Source organism: Ruegeria sp. YKSF070 (assembly GCF_059612725.1).
The window spans coordinates 61,664-78,381 of record NZ_JBXWRD010000012.1; the positions used below are offsets into that span (position 1 = coordinate 61,664).

A 16,718-nucleotide genomic window follows, 5' to 3' on the forward strand; every position below is an offset into this window, starting at 1 on the left:
ACATGCAGAAAAAACAAGGCTGCACCCCATCCCGGAAAGAGAACGGGCCCGCCAGGGGCGGACCCGCTGCAACCGTGGTCGCTGAACGGTTCAAACCGTGCGTTCCACCATCATCTTCTTGATCTCGGCAATCGCCTTGGCCGGGTTCAGCCCCTTTGGGCAGGTCTTGGCACAGTTCATGATGGTATGGCAGCGATACAGCTTGAACGGATCTTCCAGGTTGTCGAGGCGTTCGCCCGTGGCCTCATCCCGGCTGTCGATGATCCAGCGATAAGCATGCAGCAGCGCGGCAGGCCCCAGATAGCGGTCGCCGTTCCACCAATAGCTGGGGCACGAGGTCGAGCAGCTGGCGCACATCACACATTCATAAAGGCCATCCAGCTTCTTGCGATCCTCGATGGATTGCTTCCACTCCTTGGCCGGGCGGTTGGTCTTGGTTTCCAGCCAGGGCATGATCGAGGCGTGCTGAGCATAGAAATGGGTGAGATCCGGGATCAGATCCTTGACCACCGGCATATGCGGCAGCGGATAGATTTTCACATCGCCCTTGATCTCATCCATGCCGTAAATGCAGGCCAGCGTGTTGATCCCGTCGATATTCATCGCACAGGACCCACAGATCCCCTCGCGGCAAGAGCGGCGGAAGGTCAGCGTCGCATCGACCTTGTTCTTGATATAGATAAGTGCGTCCAGAACCATCGGCCCGCAATCGTCCATATCGACGAAATAGGTATCGACGCGCGGGTTCTGCCCATCGTCCGGATTCCAGCGATAGATCTGGAACTTGCGCAGATTGGTAGCGCCTTCCGGCTTGGGCCAGGTCTTGCCTGTGGTGATGCGGGAATTCTTCGGGAGGGTCAGTTGTACCATGGTTTCCTCTCCTTAGAAGGTCCGCGCCTTGGGCGCGATTTTCTTCAGGCTGATGCCACCCTGCTCTTCGGTGGTGAGCGGGTCGGTGATCACCGGTCGATAGCTCAGATCGACCTTGTTGCCCTCCACGCGCGACACGGTGTGAACGCGCCAGTTTTCGTCGTCGCGGGTCGGGAAATCCTCATGCGCATGGGCGCCACGGCTTTCCTTGCGCGCTTCGGCACCGACAATGGTGGCCAGCGCGCTGGGCATCAGGTTGGTCAGCTCCAGCGTTTCCATCAGGTCGCTGTTCCAGACCAGGCTGCGGTCGGTGACGCTCAGATCGTCCATCTTGGCGGCGATCGCGGTCATCTTCTCGACACCCTCGGCCATGGTCTTGGCGGTACGGAACACGGCAGCATCGGCCTGCATGGTCTTCTGCATCTCCAGCCGCAGTTCGGCGGTGGCGACATTGCCCTTGGCGTTGCGCAGCCCGTCGAAACGGTCAAACGCCTTTTCGACCGAGGCGAGGTTCAGCACCGGGTTCGGCGCCTCGGGGTCCACAACCTTGCCAGCGCGAATGGCCGAGGCGCGGCCGAACACAACAAGGTCGATGAGCGAGTTCGAGCCGAGGCGATTGGCCCCATGCACCGAGGCGCAACCGGCCTCACCCACGGCCATCAGGCCGGGCACGATGGCGGTCGGGTTGTCGGCGGTAGGGTTCAGCACCTCGCCCCAATAGTTGGTCGGGATACCGCCCATGTTGTAGTGAACAGTGGGCAGAACCGGGATCGGTTCCTTGGTCACATCGACGCCCGCAAAGATCTTGGCGCTTTCCGAGATGCCAGGCAGCCGTTCGGCCAGCGCCTCGGCCGGCAGGTGACTCAGGTTCAGGTGGATATGATCGCCGTCCTTGCCCACGCCGCGGCCTTCGCGAATTTCCATGGTCATCGAGCGACTGACATAGTCGCGCGGCGCCAGGTCCTTGTACTGGGGCGCATAGCGCTCCATGAACCGTTCGCCTTCGGAGTTGGTCAGGTACCCGCCCTCACCGCGCGCGCCTTCGGTGATCAGGCAGCCCGAGCCGTAGATGCCGGTCGGGTGGAACTGGACAAACTCCATATCCTGCAGAGCCAGACCCGCGCGAGCAACCATGCCGCCACCGTCGCCGGTGCAGGTATGGGCTGAGGTTGCGCTGAAGTAGGCACGGCCATAACCGCCGGTTGCCAGCACCACCATCTTGGCATTGAAGACGTGGAAGGTGCCGTCATCCAGCTTCCAGCAGACCACGCCCTGACACTGCCCATCTTCGGACATGATCAGGTCGATGGCGAAATACTCGATATAGAATTCCGCGTTGTTCTTGAGGCTCTGGCCATAGAGCGTATGCAGGATCGCGTGGCCGGTCCGGTCCGCCGCTGCACAGGTGCGCTGCACGGGCGGGCCTTCGCCAAACTCGGTGGTGTGGCCACCGAACGGGCGCTGATAAATCTTGCCTTCTTCGGTGCGCGAGAAGGGAACGCCGTAATGCTCCAGCTCGTACACCGCCTTGGGGGCCTCGCGCGCGAGGTATTCCATTGCGTCCGTGTCACCCAGCCAGTCCGACCCCTTGACGGTGTCATACATGTGCCACTGCCAGTGGTCCGGACCCATGTTCGACAGCGAGGCGGCGATCCCGCCCTGCGCGGCCACGGTGTGCGAGCGGGTCGGGAAGACCTTGGTCACACACGCTGTACGCAGCCCCTGTTCGGCCATGCCCAGCGTGGCCCGCAGACCGGCACCGCCGGCGCCGACCACGACCACATCGTATTCATGCGTTTCGTATTCGTAAGCAGCCATTGAAAAAGCTCCGGTCTTAGAGGGCGATGCGGGCGATGGCGAAAAGGCCGGTCGCAGCAGCGGCATAGGAAAGGCAAATCACCAGGATGATCAGGATTTTCTGCATCAGGCCATGCACGTAATCCTCGATCAGCACCTGGGCGCCGTCGGCGAAATGTTTGAAACCGACGACCAGCGTCAACGCGGCAACGATGGCCGGGAAGGGGCGCGAGAAATAGTCGAGCACCGCCTGGTGCGGCTCGCCCAGCATCGGGCCAAAGGTGAACACGAACAGCGGGATCAGGATCAGCAGGGCCACCGAGCTGACCTTCATCGCCCAGAAATGAGCGGTGCCCGTCTTGGCCGAACCCATGCCAACGGCGCGTTTGCGGTCTGTGAGATAGCGCATCTTTGGCCTCCGTTACGCGATAACCAGAAGGGTCAGGATGGTGAGAACGACAGACCCGATCACGACCGCCCAGCCCAGTCTCTCGGCTGTCGGCAGATCAAGACCCAGCGCATTGTCCCAGATCAGGTGCCGGATACCGGCCAGCGTGTGATACCACAGCCCCCAAAGCGACAGCGCCATCACCAGATCGCCGATCAGCGAGGTGACCACCGCGTCGGCGACAGCAAAATACTCGGGCGAGGTCGCGGCGGCCAGGAACCACCAGACGATCAGCAACGCCGCAAGCAGCAAGGCATTGCCCGTAATCCGCGTCAGGATCGAGGTGATCGAGGTCAGCTGCGGTCGATAGATCGAAAGATGCGGCGAAAGCGGGCGGTTACCCCGATTGACATCGGCCATGATGGCTCCTTTCCGTTGGCTGCGCTTGGTTTTACCTCTTTTTTGCGTCCTGTCACGCGCCGCAACTGCAAAAGGGCGCGGTTTTTTGGCACGCCCGGCAAGATTTGCGCCTTTGTGATCACGGTGATCTGGCGCGTGATCACAATATCTTCCATATTCTCAGCATGTGAGCGTTAGCAGGTCAGGTTGGATGTGATCACGAATCTCTCACCGGTACCTCAGTCCAATGCCGCAGTCTGCTGCGTGACCTCGCGCAGCAGCTTTTTGCGGATGCGCGCAGGATAATCGGCAAAGCCATTGGCGGTCTCGACAAAAGCACCCTCGCCCACGATGACGTTTTCGTAGAAGTAGGCGGTCAGGTCCGGCTCACTCTGCTCGATGGCAATCGCGTTCACCGTAATCCCCAGCGCACGCAGGTCGCGATGCACCGCCAGCGGCTCGACCCCCTCGTTCGAAGGGCCATCGCCTGAGACGTCAATCAAATGGCGGGCACATTCTGGCACCTGGGTAAAAGCCGCCATGGTAACTTCCAGCGCCTCGCCAATTGCGGTGGAATAATTGCGCCAGACGCGCGGATCGGCTGCAACCCGGTCGGCGAAGCTGTCCAACGCCTCGAAACTGCTCGCTTGGGTCCAGGGAATGGTTACCCGCTGGCGCGCGGCGCCGGTCCATTGCACCAGCATCAACTGCGCCTGCGCCCGCACCAGCGCCTCGGACACGACCGGATCGCGGAGCGCATGGGCCAATCCATCCATCTGGGTGCGGTATTCGCCTTCATCGACAGAGCCGGACACGTCCACCGCCAGCGCCAGGGCGAGATCGCAAGCCCCAGCTGGCTGGGTCAAGAAAAGGCTAAAAACAAATGCTCGCCAGAAAGACATGACCATAGGCTATCACAGTTGATTACAAATGCGATCACTTGCGCGTCATGTCTGACAGCACAGCGCACTCCTGTCCCGGCTCACAGACTATTTCGGCATGAGCACCCAATAATCCAGATCAAGCAGCACGTCGGGCAGATACTTGCCATCCTCACCCCGCAGCGCAAAGGGTGCACCGCCCTTGGTGGCCACCAGCCGCAGGCGCAACGCACCGACGCCGGGCGCGCCGGTATCGGCCTTGTCCAGCACCTCGGTCCAGGCCTTGATCGTGTCGCCGGCAAAGCAGGGATTGGCATGCGCCCCGCCGTTCAGCCCGACGATCATCTGCGCATTTGCCAGCCCGTTGAAACTCAGCGCGCGCGCCATCGAGATCACGTGCCCGCCGTAGATCAGCCGCCCATCGGGGCGGAAGGTCAGGTCAAAATGCACCTTGGCCGTGTTCTGCCACAGGCGCGTCGCCAGCATATGCTCGGCCTCTTCCACCGTGACGCCATCCACATGGTCGATGGTTTCGCCCAGGGCATAGTCGCCCCAGCGATGCGACTCACCCGCCAGCGCAAAATCATAGGCCGAGAAATCCAGCCCCTCGGGCACCACCAGATCGACGGGCGCCAGCGCCTTCTTCAGTTCAGGCACCACGGTTTCGGGCGCGGGCGCATCCAGATCGCGTTTGCGCACCATCACCCAGCGGACATATTCCATCACGGTCTCGTCGCCCTGGTTCAGCCCGCGCGTGCGGACATAAACCACTCCGGTCTTGCCGTTAGAGTTCTGCTTGAGCCCGATCACCTCGGAAACCGAGCGCAGTGTATCGCCCGCATAAACCGGTTTCAGCCAGCGGCCTTCGGCATAGCCGAGATTGGCCACCGCGTTCAGCGACACATCCGGGACCGTCTTGCCGAACACCACATGAAACGCCGCCAGATCGTCGATCGGGCTGCCCGGCAAGCCGCACGCCTGCGCAAACGCATCCGAGGAGTAGAGCGCATGCCGTGCCGGATAAAGCGCGTGATAGAGCGCGCGCTCGCCATTGGTCACGGTGCGCGGCACCGCGTGATGCAGGGTCTGGCCGACAGTGTAGTCTTCGAAGAAGCGGCCCGGATTGGTCTTTGCCATCATTGTTGTCCCAGTTTCATGTCAGGGGAATAGTCGGCCGGAACGTCCTTGGTCACAGCCTGTGCACAGCGCATGATGCCGTTCGCCGCGTCATAGGCATAGGCTGGAGAGCCATAAAGCTCCCATCCCTTGGCCAGCGCATCGGAAACCTTGTGGCAGAAGGCGGAGGTATCCTCCTCGGTCAGGAGGCGATAGAGCTTGGCCATGATCGCGCGTCCTTATGCCGGGAAGGGCCAGGGGCCGACCAGCCCGTGAATATACCCAATAACCGCCATCAGCACGACCGAGGCGACCAGGAACATCGCATCCTTGCCCAGCGTGCCGGGTTCGCCCGGGCTCCACTCGGGTTCAGCGGCGTTGATCGCGGCGACCTCGACAATGCCCCAGACGAACAGTCCGCCGAACAGGATAATCGACGCCAGATCTCCGTTCACCAACAGGTGCGCCGCCGCCCATGCGCGAAAACCAGCCAACTGCGGATGGCGCATCTTGTTGAGCAGCTTGCCCTTGGTTCCGGCCGGGCTCATCATCCAGATCGCAACCAGAACCAACAGGTTGTTGGCATGGGTCAGATAGGCGGGCGGCGCCCAGACATGCACATAAGGCGTCATCCGGAACCCTATCACCATCAGCACGACCGAGCCCAGCAACACCAGCGCCACCTTGCCCTTGCCGCGATCGCCCATTGCGGCGCGTTGCGCAGGCCGAACCCGCTTGAACAGATGCGCGGCCCACCAGAGTGCCACACCAAGGATCAGAAGAACGAAGCCCATGAGAGTTTATCCCGCTTGCAAAGCCAATATCGCCTCTGCTTTTGCCAGAATTTCACGGGCGGTGGCAACGTGCAGGTTTTCCACGATCTTGCCATCCACCACGGCCACGCCCTGTCCGCTGGCCTCGACCTCGGCAAAAGCAGCGATCTGGCGGCGGGCGAGGTCGATCTCGGCCTCGGACGGGGCAAAAGCCGCATTAGCGATATCCACCTGCGCCGGATGGATCAATGTCTTGCCGTCAAACCCCATGTCGCGGCCCTGAGCGCATTCAGCGGCCAGCCCCTCGTCATCCTTGAAGGCGTTATAGACCCCGTCAATGGCAATCAGCCCCTCGGCCTTGGCCGCCAGCAGGCACAGGCCCAGCGAGGCCATCATCGGCAGACGGTCAGCGCGGAACCGAGTCTGCAACTCCTTGGCCAGATCGTTAGTGCCCATCACGAACCCGGTCAGCAGCGGATGCGCGGCGATCTGCGCCGCGTTCAGCATGCCGCGCGGAGTTTCCATCATCGCCCAGATCGGCAGGTCACCGGTGATCGCGGCCAGCGCGTCCACATCCGCCGCGCTGCCCACCTTGGGCAGCAGCACCACGTCGGCATCCATCTCGCGCACCGCCTCAGCATCGGCCCGCCCCCAGGGCGTGTCCAGCCCGTTGATCCGCACGATCCTGACCCGGTCACCATATCCGCCCTGGGCCAGCGCCGCCTTCAGCGTCTCGCGCGCGTTGTCCTTTTCATCGGCGGCAACCGCATCCTCAAGGTCAAAGATGATCGCATCCACCGGCAGGCTGCGCGCCTTGTCCAACGCCCGCTCCTTGGAGCCGGGGATATAGAGGACGGAACGATAGGGGCGCTGGCGCGGATCCATGTCAGATCTCCCAAGAGAAATATTGTTGCGCGGAGAGGTGCATTTTTTGCCGGAATGTTCAAGGCAAAAAACGCCGCAATGCAGCATGAACCTTGCACAACAAGGCGGCGCGCGCCGGATTAACCGGTTTTCAGCACCTTTTCGGCAGGGTTTTCGTATCGGAACAGGACATGCGGGTCCTTGGGGCAGGCCACCGGGCAAAACGGGCCGAGACATGTTCTGCCATGACCAACGGCAACGGGCGGTGCGGCTGACCAGGAATACCGGCAGGCCTGGGCGCATCGCGGCTGCCCCGGAAAAGGGGACGACCCATGAAGACGACGATTATCAAGATGACGATGGGCCTTGGCCTGATGGCATTGGCGGCGGGCCAGCTTCAGGCGCACAGCAACAACTGCGCGCCGCGTCAGATGGTGCTGGACCAACTGGCGCAGAAATATGGCGAGGCACGGCGCGGTATCGGACTGGTGCAGCAGGGCTCGGTGATGGAGGTTTTTGCCTCGGACGAGACCGGAACCTGGACCATCACGGTGACCCTGCCCAATGGCATGACCTGCATGGTGGCCAGCGGTCAGTCCTATGAGGCACTGGCCGAGGCGCTGCCGACCAGTGGCAACGACGCCTGAACCGGGTTGCGCGCCGGTCCGATGTGCCCCCTCCCTCGTGAGGCATTTGCGGATCGGATCGGCGCGCCACTTTGACCCGGCTCAGTTGAACGCATCCCAGATCAGCTTGACCCCGGTGACCGTCAGCATGACATGGGCCAGCGCAAAAAAAGCCCGTTCCGGCACCAGGTGATGTGCCTTGACGCCCAACCAGGCCCCGAGCAGGGCAAAGGGTGCGAGCAAGAGACCCGCACTCGCAGTGTCCAGGGTGAACATTCCCAGCCAGGCATAGGGAATAAACTTGGCGACGTTGAGCGCCCAGAAGGTCAACACCGTGGTGGCCTGAAACTCAGTCTTTCCCAGCCTTTGAGACAGCAGATAGACTGCCGCCGGCGGCCCCCCCGCATGGCTGACAAAGCTGGTGAATCCAGCCACGCCTCCCGCCAGCAACCCAGCCATCGGAGGCAGGCGCGAGGGGAATTCTCGCACCCAACCGCGCCCGCACGCCATCTGCCAGGCCACAAACGCCAGAGAAATCCCCCCGATCAGGAGGCGCAACAGATCGGCATCGGTCGCGCGGTAGAGCAGCGCGCCTAGCGCCACACCGGGCAACCCGCCCAAGATCAGTAACCGGGCATCGGGCCAACTCCATCTGCGCCAATAGGGCTTTAGCGTCGCCAGGTCGATCAACATCAACAAGGGCAGCATCAACGCCAGCGCCTGCCCAGGGTCAAGGTAGATCGCCAGAATCGAGGCCGAGGCAAAAGCTACGCCCGAGCCGAACCCACCCTTGGAAACACCTGCAAAGATCACCGCTGGAATGGTCACCGCGAAAAAGCCGATATCCGGTTCCAGCACTCGCCATTTCCCCCTAACTCTCTACCTTACAACGCTTTTAGCGCAATCACCCGCTTTCGGACAGGGGGAATGCGCCGTGATGCCGCGTCGCAGAACACTTGCGCGACGCCGCTTTACGCTCTAGCACAGCGACGATTTTCAACCGGACCGGAGATACTCCAAATGGCCAGACCCAAGATCGCGCTCATCGGCGCAGGTCAGATCGGCGGCACGCTCGCCCACCTCGTCGCGCTGAAGGAACTGGGCGATGTTGTCCTGTTCGACATCGCCGAAGGCACGCCGGAAGGCAAGGCGCTCGACATCGCGGAATCCGGCCCCTCGGAAGGGTTCGACGCCAAGCTCAAGGGCACCCAGTCATATGCCGATATCGCGGGTGCGGATGTCTGCATCGTCACCGCCGGTGTGCCACGCAAGCCGGGCATGAGCCGCGACGACCTGCTGGGCATCAACCTCAAGGTCATGAAATCGGTCGGCGAAGGCATCCGCGACAACGCCCCCGACGCTTTCGTCATCTGCATCACCAACCCGCTCGACGCGATGGTCTGGGCGCTGCAGCAGTTCTCGGGTCTGCCCGCGAACAAGGTCTGTGGCATGGCCGGCGTGCTCGACTCGGCCCGCTTCCGCCATTTCCTGGCCGAAGAATTCAACGTGTCGATGAAGGATGTCACCGCATTCGTGCTGGGCGGCCATGGCGACACCATGGTGCCGTCGGTGCGTTATTCGACAGTTGCCGGTATCCCGCTGCCCGATCTGGTCAAGATGGGTTGGACCAGCCAGGAGAAACTGGACGCCATCGTGCAGCGCACCCGTGACGGCGGCGCCGAAATCGTCGGCCTGCTGAAAACGGGTTCGGCCTATTACGCCCCCGCCACCAGCGCCATCGAAATGGCCGAGGCCTATCTGAAGGACCAGAAACGCGTCCTGCCCTGCGCCGCGCATTGCAACGGCGAACTGGGCGTCAAGGGCATGTATGTAGGGGTGCCCACCGTGATCGGCGCAGGCGGGATCGAGCGCATCATCGACGTGACTCTGACGAAGGAAGAACAGGAAATGTTCGACAACTCGGTCAACGCGGTCAAAGGCCTTGTCGAGGCCTGCAAGGGCATCGACAGCTCTCTGGCCTGATCCCCGGCGATGCAATCTTCAGGGCCGGTCCTCATGGGGGCCGGCCTTTTTCATGCCATCTTGCCATCTGCCTCGGCAGTTTGCTGGCGAAAGTGTCCTTGTCAGAGAACCTTTCCCCGGCTGGAACCCAAAAGGTCCGACACCGCACTCTTGCCCAAGCTGTCTGCGGGCAGATTGACGGATAGCCTTGCGGACCGTCGGTTCGCGCACTTGTTCGAGCCGGGTCGGGGGCGCGAGAAAACACGCTATCGCTTTCCCTGCTTCAGACACCCGAACGGTCCGCCGGGCCGTTAGCGCAAAAGTCGGAAAACCCCGCCACAAGGCCGTTTTCTGCGGCAGCAACCAATGGCGAATCACAGATACTCGCAAGGCTTTGCATATGTGATCACAGCCTGAAACCGTGTGATCACAAACGTGCAAAATCTTCACGATATTTCCCGTCCGCGTCAAATAACCCTTTAAAAATGGCCGCTAGACCACCCTATAACGGGTCAATCGCAGTCAGACGGGACAGATGCAATGAACATCCATGAATATCAGGCAAAGGCCCTTCTGCGCAGCTATGGCGCGCCGGTTTCGGACGGCCGCGTTGTGCTGCGTGCAGAAGACGCCAAAACCGCCGCCGGGGAACTGGACGGCCCGCTGTGGGTCGTCAAGGCGCAGATTCACGCTGGTGGACGTGGCAAGGGCAAGTTCAAAGAGGCCGATGCCGGTGAAAAGGGCGGTGTCCGTCTGACCAAATCGGTCGAAGAGGCCGCCGAGGAAGCCAAGAAGATGCTGGGCCGCACCCTGGTCACCCACCAGACGGGTCCGGCGGGCAAGCAGGTCAACCGCATCTATATCGAGGCCGGATCGGGCATCGAGCGGGAACTGTACCTGGCCCTGCTGGTCGACCGTCAGACCAGCCGCATCTCGTTTGTCTGCTCGACCGAGGGCGGCATGGACATCGAAGAGGTCGCCGCCAGCACGCCCGAGAAAATCCTGTCCTTCAGCGTCGACCCGGTGACCGGCTACCAGCCCTATCATGGCCGCCGCATCGCGTTTTCGCTCGGCCTTTCCGGCCCGCAGGTGAAACAATGCGTCTCGCTGATGGGTCTCCTCTACAAGGCCTTCGTCGAGAAGGACATGGAGATGCTGGAGATCAACCCGCTGATCGTGGCCGAGGGCGGCAGCCTCAAGGTGCTGGACGCCAAAGTCGGCTTTGACGGCAACGCGATCTATCGCCACTCGGACATCGCCGAACTGCGCGACACCACCGAAGAGGATCCCAAGGAACTGGAAGCCTCCAAATACGACCTGAACTACATCGCGCTGGATGGCGAGATCGGTTGCATGGTGAACGGCGCCGGTCTGGCGATGGCCACCATGGACATCATCAAGCTCTACGGCGCCGAGCCCGCCAACTTCCTCGACGTCGGCGGCGGCGCCACCAAGGAGAAAGTGACCGAGGCGTTCAAGATCATCACCTCGGACCCGAACGTCAAAGGCATCCTGGTCAACATCTTCGGCGGCATCATGCGCTGTGACGTGATCGCCGAAGGCGTGGTCGCCGCGGTCAAGGAAGTGGGCCTTCAGGTTCCGCTGGTCGTCCGTCTCGAAGGCACCAATGTCGAAAAGGGCAAGGAGATCATCAACACCTCCGGCCTGAACGTCATCGCCGCCGACAACCTGTCGGATGGTGCCGAGAAGATTGTGAAAGCGGTCAAGGGCTGAACGTAGGGTGGGCGGCCCGTCCACCATCCCTCATTGAATGGTGGGCAGTGCTGCCCACACTACGCCAGATTTCAAAGGAGAACGCCAAGATGGCAGTCCTCATCGACGAAAATACCAAAGTCATCTGCCAGGGCTTCACCGGCTCGCAAGGTACCTTTCATTCGGAACAGGCCATCGCCTATGGCACCAAGATGGTTGGCGGGGTCACCCCCGGCAAAGGCGGCCAGACCCACCTGAACCTGCCCGTGTTCAACTCGGTCCACGAGGCCAAGGCCGTGACCGAGGCAAACGCCACCGTGATCTATGTGCCGCCGCCGTTTGCCGCCGATTCGATCCTCGAGGCGATCGACGCCAAGATGGAGGTGATCGTCTGTATCACCGAAGGCATCCCGGTTCTGGACATGATGCGGGTCAAGCGCGCGCTCGAAGGCTCGTCCTCGCGCCTGATCGGCCCCAACTGCCCCGGTGTCATCACGCCCGATGCCTGCAAGATCGGCATCATGCCCGGCCATATCCACAAGCGCGGCAGCGTCGGCGTGGTGTCCCGCTCGGGCACGCTGACCTATGAGGCGGTCAAACAGACCTCGGATATCGGTCTGGGCCAGTCCACCGCCGTGGGCATCGGCGGCGACCCGATCAAGGGGACCGAGCATATCGACGTGCTGGAATGGTTTCTGGCCGACGACGAAACCGAAAGCATCATCATGATCGGTGAGATCGGCGGCAGCGCCGAGGAAGAGGCCGCCCAGTTCCTGAAGGACGAGGCCAAGAAGGGCCGCAAGAAGCCGGTCGCCGGTTTCATCGCGGGCCGCACTGCCCCTCCGGGCCGCCGCATGGGTCACGCGGGCGCTATCGTCGCCGGCGGCAAGGGCGGCGCCGAGGACAAGATCGAAGCCATGCGCTCGGCCGGTATCGTCGTGGCCGACAGCCCGGCAACCCTGGGCGAGGCCGTGCTGGCGGCGATCGGCAAGTAACCGGCCTGCCCCGCGTCAATGCGGGGCGGCGCGCAAATCGGGAGGACACATGACGTTCGGCAAGGCCATAGGAACGTGTTTCTCGAAATACTTCACCTTCTCCGGGCGGGCTTCTCGCCCGGAGTACTGGTATTTTTTCCTGTTCATGGTGCTGGGCAACGTGGTGGCAACCCTGCTCGACGCGGCGCTGTTCGATTCCGTGACCACCACGGTCGAAACCTCGGACACCGGCGCCAGCGCCAGTATCGAGAATACCGGCCCCCTCGCAGCGCTGTTCTCACTCGCCGTGTTCCTGCCGCATCTGGCCGTGGCCTTTCGCCGGATGCACGACACCGGCCGCAACGGGCTTTTTGCGCTGTTTCCCATTTTGCTGATGATCGGCGCCGGATTGATCCTGGTCTTCGGCATCGGCATCGCTTCCAGCTTTGCCGCTGGCGGCTCGCTCGACCTTCTCTTCACCCGCGCCACGCTGCTGTTGCTGATCCCGACGCTCGCCGTCCTGATCGTCTCGCCGCTTCTGGTGCTGTGGTGGCTGACCCGGCCCAGCCAGCCGGGCACCAATCAATACGGTCCCCATCCCAACCGGGCGGTGTCGCCATGAGTGCCCACGTCTCGCATCCGGCCCGCTTTCACCAGCGCCTCGCGGCTGGCCTTGCAGCGCTGTTCCTGTGTCTTGGCACCCCGTTGCTGGCCGAAATGTTCGGGCCGATTTCGGGCCAGGTTCATGGTGTGGGCCCCAAAACGCTGGTTATCGTCCTACACGGAGATTCCGGGCCGGATTACATCGCGTCCTTTGCCACGGAACTGGCCGCGCGAAACCCGCAGTCGACCGTCATCCAGATGGCGCGGCCCGGCTATTCCGTCGCCGGGCGCCGCAGCAAGGGATCGAACAACGGCAGCCGCGACCATTACACCAAACAGAACAACAATCTGCTGGCACAGGGTATTTCGGCAGCTGGCCAGGCATATCCGCATCAAAAGCTGGTGGTGGTGGCTCATTCCGGCGGAGCGGCACAGACCGCCACGCTGCTGGGAACGGTACCGGGCCTGATCGACACGGCAATCATGGTGTCAGGCCCGTTCGACATTCCGCGCTGGCGGGCCGCACGCGGCACGCCCTGGCCCAAAAGCCAATCGCCGATCCGCTATCTCGACCAGATACCACGACAAACCCGGATCATCGCGGTGACCGGCCAGAACGATTCCAATACGCAGCCCGGCCTTGCCCGGGACTATGTGGCCAAGGCTCAGGCGCGCGGCCTGAACGCCACATTCACCGCCATACCGAATGCAGGCCACAGTTTCAGATCGCTCAAAGAACCCGTTCTGGCCATCGCAACCCGCGAAATCCAGAGCTAGGAAAGTCAGGTGAACCAATGACCGAACAATCGCCCAACTCCCAGTTTCATGCCTCAAGCTTCATGCAGGGGCACAATGCGGAATACCTCGAACAGCTCTATGCCCGATACGCCAACGACCCCGGCGCGGTGGATGCCGCATGGGCCGAGTTTTTCCGCGCGATGGGCGATGCGGATACCGATGTGAAGAAAGAGGCCGACGGCCCCAGTTGGGCGCGCACCGACTGGCCGCCGATGCCCGCCGACGACCTGACCGGCGCGCTGACCGGACAATGGGCCGAGATCGACGCCAAGGCCGCTGGTGGCAAGATCAAGGAACAGGCCGCCAAGGCCGGCGTTCCGGTCAGCGATGACCAGATCAAGCGCGCGGTGCTGGATTCGATCCGCGCCCTGATGATCATCCGCGCCTATCGTATCCGGGGCCATCTGGTGGCCGATCTGGACCCGCTTGGCATGCGCGCGGGCACCCCGCATCCCGAGCTGGATCCCAAGACCTATGGTTTTGCCGATTCCGACATGGACCGGCCGATCTTCATCGACAACGTGCTGGGGCTGACCCATGCCTCGATGCGGCAGATCATCGACATCGTCAAACGCACCTATTGCGGCACCTTTGCGCTGCAATACATGCATATCTCGAACCCCGAAGAGGCCGCCTGGCTGAAAGAACGAATTGAAGGCTACGGCAAGGAGATCTCGTTCACCCGCGAAGGGCGCAAGGCCATCCTGAACAAGATGGTCGAGGCCGAGGGCTTCGAAAAGTTCCTGCATGTCAAATACATGGGAACCAAGCGATTTGGCCTCGACGGCGGCGAGGCGCTGATCCCCGCGATGGAACAGATCATCAAGCGCGGTGGCGCGCTGGGGGTCCGCGAGATCGTCATCGGCATGCCGCACCGTGGCCGCCTGAACATCCTCGCCAACGTGATGGGCAAACCCTATCGCGCCATCTTCAACGAATTCCAGGGCGGCAGCTTCAAGCCCGAGGATGTCGACGGCTCAGGCGACGTGAAATACCACCTCGGCGCCTCCTCGGACCGAGAGTTCGACGGCAATACGGTTCACCTCAGCCTCACCGCCAACCCCTCGCACCTCGAGGCGGTCAACCCCGTCGTTCTGGGCAAGGCCCGCGCCAAGCAGGACCAGTTCGGCGACAAGGACCGCACCTCGGTCATGCCGGTGCTGCTGCATGGCGACGCGGCTTTTGCCGGTCAGGGCGTTGTGGCCGAATGCTTCCAGCTTTCCGGCATCCGCGGCCATCGCACCGGCGGCACCATGCATATCGTGGTCAACAACCAGATCGGCTTCACCACCGCGCCGCATTTCAGCCGCTCCAGCCCCTATCCGACCGATATCGCCCTGATGGTCGAGGCGCCGATCTTCCACGTCAACGGCGACGACCCCGAGGCGGTGGTGCACGCCGCCAAGGTGGCCACCGAGTTCCGGCAAAAGTTCCGCAAGGATGTGGTGATCGACATCTTCTGCTATCGCCGTTTTGGCCATAACGAGGGCGACGAGCCCATGTTCACCAACCCGATCATGTACAAGCGGATCAAGACCCACAAGACCACGCTCAGCCTCTATACCGAGCGTCTGGTCAAGGACGGGTTGATCCCCGAGGGCGAGATCGAGGACATGAAGGCCGCCTTCCAGGCGCATCTGAACGAAGAGTTCGAGGCCGGCAAGGATTACAAGCCCAACAAGGCCGATTGGCTGGACGGCCGCTGGTCGCATCTGGACAAGAACAAAGAGGAATATGTGCGCGGCGAGACCGCGATCACGCCCGAAACCCTGGCCGAGGTCGGCAATGCCCTGACCCGCGCGCCCGAGGGGTTCGCGCTGCACCGCACTGTCGAACGTCTGCTTGAAACCAAAAAGGCGATGTTCGATACCGGTACGGGCATCGACTGGGCCACTGGCGAGGCGCTTGCCTATGGCTCGTTGTTGACCGAGGGCTATCCGGTCCGCCTGGCCGGTCAGGATGCCACTCGGGGCACCTTCAGCCAGCGCCATTCCGGCCTGATCAGCCAGGACAGCGAAGAGCGGTACTATCCGCTCAACAACATCCGCAAGGGTCAGGCGAATTACGAGGTGATCGACTCGATGCTCAGCGAATATGCGGTGCTGGGTTTCGAATACGGTTATTCACTGGCCGAACCCAATGCGCTGACGCTCTGGGAGGCCCAGTTCGGCGACTTCGCGAACGGCGCCCAGATCATGTTCGACCAGTTCATCAGCTCAGGCGAAAGCAAGTGGCTGCGGATGTCGGGCCTTGTCTGCCTGCTGCCACACGGGTTCGAGGGCCAGGGCCCCGAGCACAGCTCGGCCCGTCTGGAAAGGTTCCTGCAGATGTGCGGTCAGGATAACTGGATCGTGGCCAACTGCACCACGCCAGCCAACTATTTCCACATCCTGCGCCGTCAGCTGCACCGGACCTTCCGCAAGCCGCTGATCCTGGTTACCCCGAAATCGCTGCTGCGTCACAAACTGGCAGTCTCGAAGGCCGAAGAGTTCACCACCGGTTCGTCTTTCCACCGAGTGCTGTGGGATGATGCGCAATATGGCAACTCAGACACCAAGCTGGTTGCCGACGACAAGATCAAGCGGGTCGTGCTGTGCTCGGGCAAGGTCTACTTCGACCTGCTCGAGGAACGCGACGCGCGCGGCATCGACGATGTCTATCTGCTCAGGATCGAGCAGTATTACCCCTTCCCCGCCCATTCGCTCATCAACGAGTTGGAGCGGTTCAAGGGGGCCGAGATGGTCTGGTGTCAGGAAGAACCCAAGAACCAGGGCGCGTGGAGCTTCATCGAGCCCAATATCGAATGGGTGCTGACCCGCATCGGCGCCAAGCACACCCGCCCGACCTATGTCGGCCGTGCGACCTCGGCCTCTCCCGCGACCGGTCTGGCCAGCCAACACAAAGCCCAACAAGAGGCGCTCGTGAATGAAGCGCTGAGCATCGAAGGAAAATAA

At 62.1% G+C, this 16,718-nt stretch carries 18 protein-coding genes; 7 read left to right on the forward strand and 11 right to left on the reverse strand.

The window, feature by feature from the left end; genetic code table 11:
- Positions 1-90: 90 nt before the first annotated feature.
- From AC2FL1_RS08970 to AC2FL1_RS09015, 10 genes are all read right to left on the reverse strand, one after another.
- The gene (locus AC2FL1_RS08970; protein WP_234142571.1) at positions 91-870 is read right to left on the reverse strand and encodes a succinate dehydrogenase iron-sulfur subunit; all 780 of its coding nucleotides are present in this window, start codon (positions 868-870) and stop codon (positions 91-93) included.
- A gap of 12 nt (positions 871-882) precedes the next feature.
- The gene (gene sdhA / locus AC2FL1_RS08975) at positions 883-2,688 is read right to left on the reverse strand and encodes a succinate dehydrogenase flavoprotein subunit (RefSeq protein ID WP_234142570.1); all 1,806 of its coding nucleotides are present in this window, start codon (positions 2,686-2,688) and stop codon (positions 883-885) included.
- Between the two features lie 16 nt (positions 2,689-2,704).
- Positions 2,705-3,076 carry a succinate dehydrogenase, hydrophobic membrane anchor protein gene (gene sdhD, locus AC2FL1_RS08980; RefSeq protein WP_011046120.1) on the reverse strand — a complete coding sequence of 124 codons (372 nt, stop codon included), beginning with the start codon at positions 3,074-3,076 and terminating at the stop codon, positions 2,705-2,707.
- Positions 3,077-3,088: 12 nt separating this feature from the next.
- Positions 3,089-3,475 (reverse strand): succinate dehydrogenase, cytochrome b556 subunit, encoded by a 387-nt coding sequence (gene sdhC, locus AC2FL1_RS08985; RefSeq protein ID WP_496876687.1) that lies wholly within the window; start codon positions 3,473-3,475, stop codon positions 3,089-3,091.
- Positions 3,409-3,630 carry a hypothetical protein gene (locus AC2FL1_RS08990; RefSeq protein ID WP_496825376.1) on the reverse strand — a complete coding sequence of 74 codons (222 nt, stop codon included), beginning with the start codon at positions 3,628-3,630 and terminating at the stop codon, positions 3,409-3,411. The genes sdhC and AC2FL1_RS08990 overlap by 67 nt, the downstream gene beginning before the upstream one ends.
- A gap of 63 nt (positions 3,631-3,693) precedes the next feature.
- Complete coding sequence (locus AC2FL1_RS08995; protein WP_496876688.1) at positions 3,694-4,356, reverse strand: DUF1194 domain-containing protein; 663 nt, start codon at positions 4,354-4,356, stop codon at positions 3,694-3,696.
- Between the two features lie 87 nt (positions 4,357-4,443).
- Positions 4,444-5,472 (reverse strand): MaoC family dehydratase, encoded by a 1,029-nt coding sequence (locus tag AC2FL1_RS09000; RefSeq protein WP_496876689.1) that lies wholly within the window; start codon positions 5,470-5,472, stop codon positions 4,444-4,446.
- Positions 5,472-5,678, reverse strand: a complete 207-nt coding sequence (locus tag AC2FL1_RS09005; RefSeq protein WP_234216094.1) for a DUF1737 domain-containing protein — start codon at positions 5,676-5,678, stop codon at positions 5,472-5,474. Before AC2FL1_RS09005 ends, AC2FL1_RS09000 begins: the two co-directional genes overlap by 1 nt.
- Before the next feature lie 12 nt (positions 5,679-5,690).
- Entirely contained in the window at positions 5,691-6,245 is a 555-nt protein-coding gene (locus AC2FL1_RS09010) for an NnrU family protein (RefSeq protein WP_234171139.1), read from the reverse strand.
- 6 nt (positions 6,246-6,251) lie between these two features.
- Positions 6,252-7,109, reverse strand: coding sequence for an HpcH/HpaI aldolase/citrate lyase family protein (locus AC2FL1_RS09015; RefSeq protein WP_496876690.1), 858 nt, complete (start codon positions 7,107-7,109; stop codon positions 6,252-6,254).
- A 311-nt stretch (positions 7,110-7,420) separates the two neighbouring features.
- Here AC2FL1_RS09015 and AC2FL1_RS09020 point away from each other — a divergent pair, with 311 nt between their 5' ends.
- Positions 7,421-7,735 (forward strand): hypothetical protein, encoded by a 315-nt coding sequence (locus AC2FL1_RS09020; RefSeq protein WP_496825373.1) that lies wholly within the window; start codon positions 7,421-7,423, stop codon positions 7,733-7,735.
- Between the two features lie 81 nt (positions 7,736-7,816).
- Here the strand turns inward: AC2FL1_RS09020 and AC2FL1_RS09025 are convergent, their stop codons facing one another.
- Positions 7,817-8,572 (reverse strand): sulfite exporter TauE/SafE family protein, encoded by a 756-nt coding sequence (locus tag AC2FL1_RS09025; protein WP_496825372.1) that lies wholly within the window; start codon positions 8,570-8,572, stop codon positions 7,817-7,819.
- Between the two features lie 162 nt (positions 8,573-8,734).
- Between AC2FL1_RS09025 and mdh the strand changes: the two genes are divergently transcribed.
- From mdh to AC2FL1_RS09055, 6 genes are all read left to right on the forward strand, one after another.
- Positions 8,735-9,697, forward strand: a complete 963-nt coding sequence (mdh, locus tag AC2FL1_RS09030) for a malate dehydrogenase (RefSeq protein ID WP_496825371.1) — start codon at positions 8,735-8,737, stop codon at positions 9,695-9,697.
- 519 nt (positions 9,698-10,216) lie between these two features.
- Positions 10,217-11,410: an ADP-forming succinate--CoA ligase subunit beta gene (gene sucC / locus AC2FL1_RS09035; protein WP_234137243.1), complete on the forward strand. Its 1,194-nt coding sequence runs from the start codon at positions 10,217-10,219 to the stop codon at positions 11,408-11,410.
- Positions 11,411-11,499: 89 nt separating this feature from the next.
- On the forward strand, positions 11,500-12,384 hold the full coding sequence (gene sucD, locus AC2FL1_RS09040; RefSeq protein WP_496825369.1) for a succinate--CoA ligase subunit alpha: 885 nt from the start codon (positions 11,500-11,502) through the stop codon (positions 12,382-12,384).
- A 49-nt stretch (positions 12,385-12,433) separates the two neighbouring features.
- Positions 12,434-12,985, forward strand: coding sequence for a DUF805 domain-containing protein (locus tag AC2FL1_RS09045; RefSeq protein WP_496876691.1), 552 nt, complete (start codon positions 12,434-12,436; stop codon positions 12,983-12,985).
- Complete coding sequence (locus tag AC2FL1_RS09050) at positions 12,982-13,743, forward strand: alpha/beta hydrolase family protein (protein ID WP_496876692.1); 762 nt, start codon at positions 12,982-12,984, stop codon at positions 13,741-13,743. The genes AC2FL1_RS09045 and AC2FL1_RS09050 overlap by 4 nt, the downstream gene beginning before the upstream one ends.
- Positions 13,744-13,760: 17 nt before the next feature.
- On the forward strand, positions 13,761-16,718 hold the full coding sequence (locus tag AC2FL1_RS09055; RefSeq protein ID WP_496825366.1) for a 2-oxoglutarate dehydrogenase E1 component: 2,958 nt from the start codon (positions 13,761-13,763) through the stop codon (positions 16,716-16,718).

What these genes read in the sequence shown, in the direction of transcription:
- AC2FL1_RS08995 (WP_496876688.1), bottom strand. Translation starts at nt 4,356, where the DNA reads ATGTCTTTCTGGCGAGCATTTGTTTTTAGCCTTTTCTTGACCCAGCCA.
- sucC (WP_234137243.1), top strand. Translation starts at nt 10,217, where the DNA reads ATGAACATCCATGAATATCAGGCAAAGGCCCTTCTGCGCAGCTATGGC.
- sdhA (WP_234142570.1), bottom strand. Translation starts at nt 2,688, where the DNA reads ATGGCTGCTTACGAATACGAAACGCATGAATACGATGTGGTCGTGGTC.
- AC2FL1_RS09010 (WP_234171139.1), bottom strand. Translation starts at nt 6,245, where the DNA reads ATGGGCTTCGTTCTTCTGATCCTTGGTGTGGCACTCTGGTGGGCCGCG.
- sdhC (WP_496876687.1), bottom strand. Translation starts at nt 3,475, where the DNA reads ATGGCCGATGTCAATCGGGGTAACCGCCCGCTTTCGCCGCATCTTTCG.
- AC2FL1_RS09055 (WP_496825366.1), top strand. Translation starts at nt 13,761, where the DNA reads ATGACCGAACAATCGCCCAACTCCCAGTTTCATGCCTCAAGCTTCATG.
- AC2FL1_RS09050 (WP_496876692.1), top strand. Translation starts at nt 12,982, where the DNA reads ATGAGTGCCCACGTCTCGCATCCGGCCCGCTTTCACCAGCGCCTCGCG.
- AC2FL1_RS09045 (WP_496876691.1), top strand. Translation starts at nt 12,434, where the DNA reads ATGACGTTCGGCAAGGCCATAGGAACGTGTTTCTCGAAATACTTCACC.
- AC2FL1_RS09020 (WP_496825373.1), top strand. Translation starts at nt 7,421, where the DNA reads ATGAAGACGACGATTATCAAGATGACGATGGGCCTTGGCCTGATGGCA.
- sucD (WP_496825369.1), top strand. Translation starts at nt 11,500, where the DNA reads ATGGCAGTCCTCATCGACGAAAATACCAAAGTCATCTGCCAGGGCTTC.
- mdh (WP_496825371.1), top strand. Translation starts at nt 8,735, where the DNA reads ATGGCCAGACCCAAGATCGCGCTCATCGGCGCAGGTCAGATCGGCGGC.
- sdhD (WP_011046120.1), bottom strand. Translation starts at nt 3,076, where the DNA reads ATGCGCTATCTCACAGACCGCAAACGCGCCGTTGGCATGGGTTCGGCC.
- AC2FL1_RS08990 (WP_496825376.1), bottom strand. Translation starts at nt 3,630, where the DNA reads ATGGAAGATATTGTGATCACGCGCCAGATCACCGTGATCACAAAGGCG.
- AC2FL1_RS09015 (WP_496876690.1), bottom strand. Translation starts at nt 7,109, where the DNA reads ATGGATCCGCGCCAGCGCCCCTATCGTTCCGTCCTCTATATCCCCGGC.
- AC2FL1_RS09000 (WP_496876689.1), bottom strand. Translation starts at nt 5,472, where the DNA reads ATGGCAAAGACCAATCCGGGCCGCTTCTTCGAAGACTACACTGTCGGC.
- AC2FL1_RS09005 (WP_234216094.1), bottom strand. Translation starts at nt 5,678, where the DNA reads ATGGCCAAGCTCTATCGCCTCCTGACCGAGGAGGATACCTCCGCCTTC.
- AC2FL1_RS08970 (WP_234142571.1), bottom strand. Translation starts at nt 870, where the DNA reads ATGGTACAACTGACCCTCCCGAAGAATTCCCGCATCACCACAGGCAAG.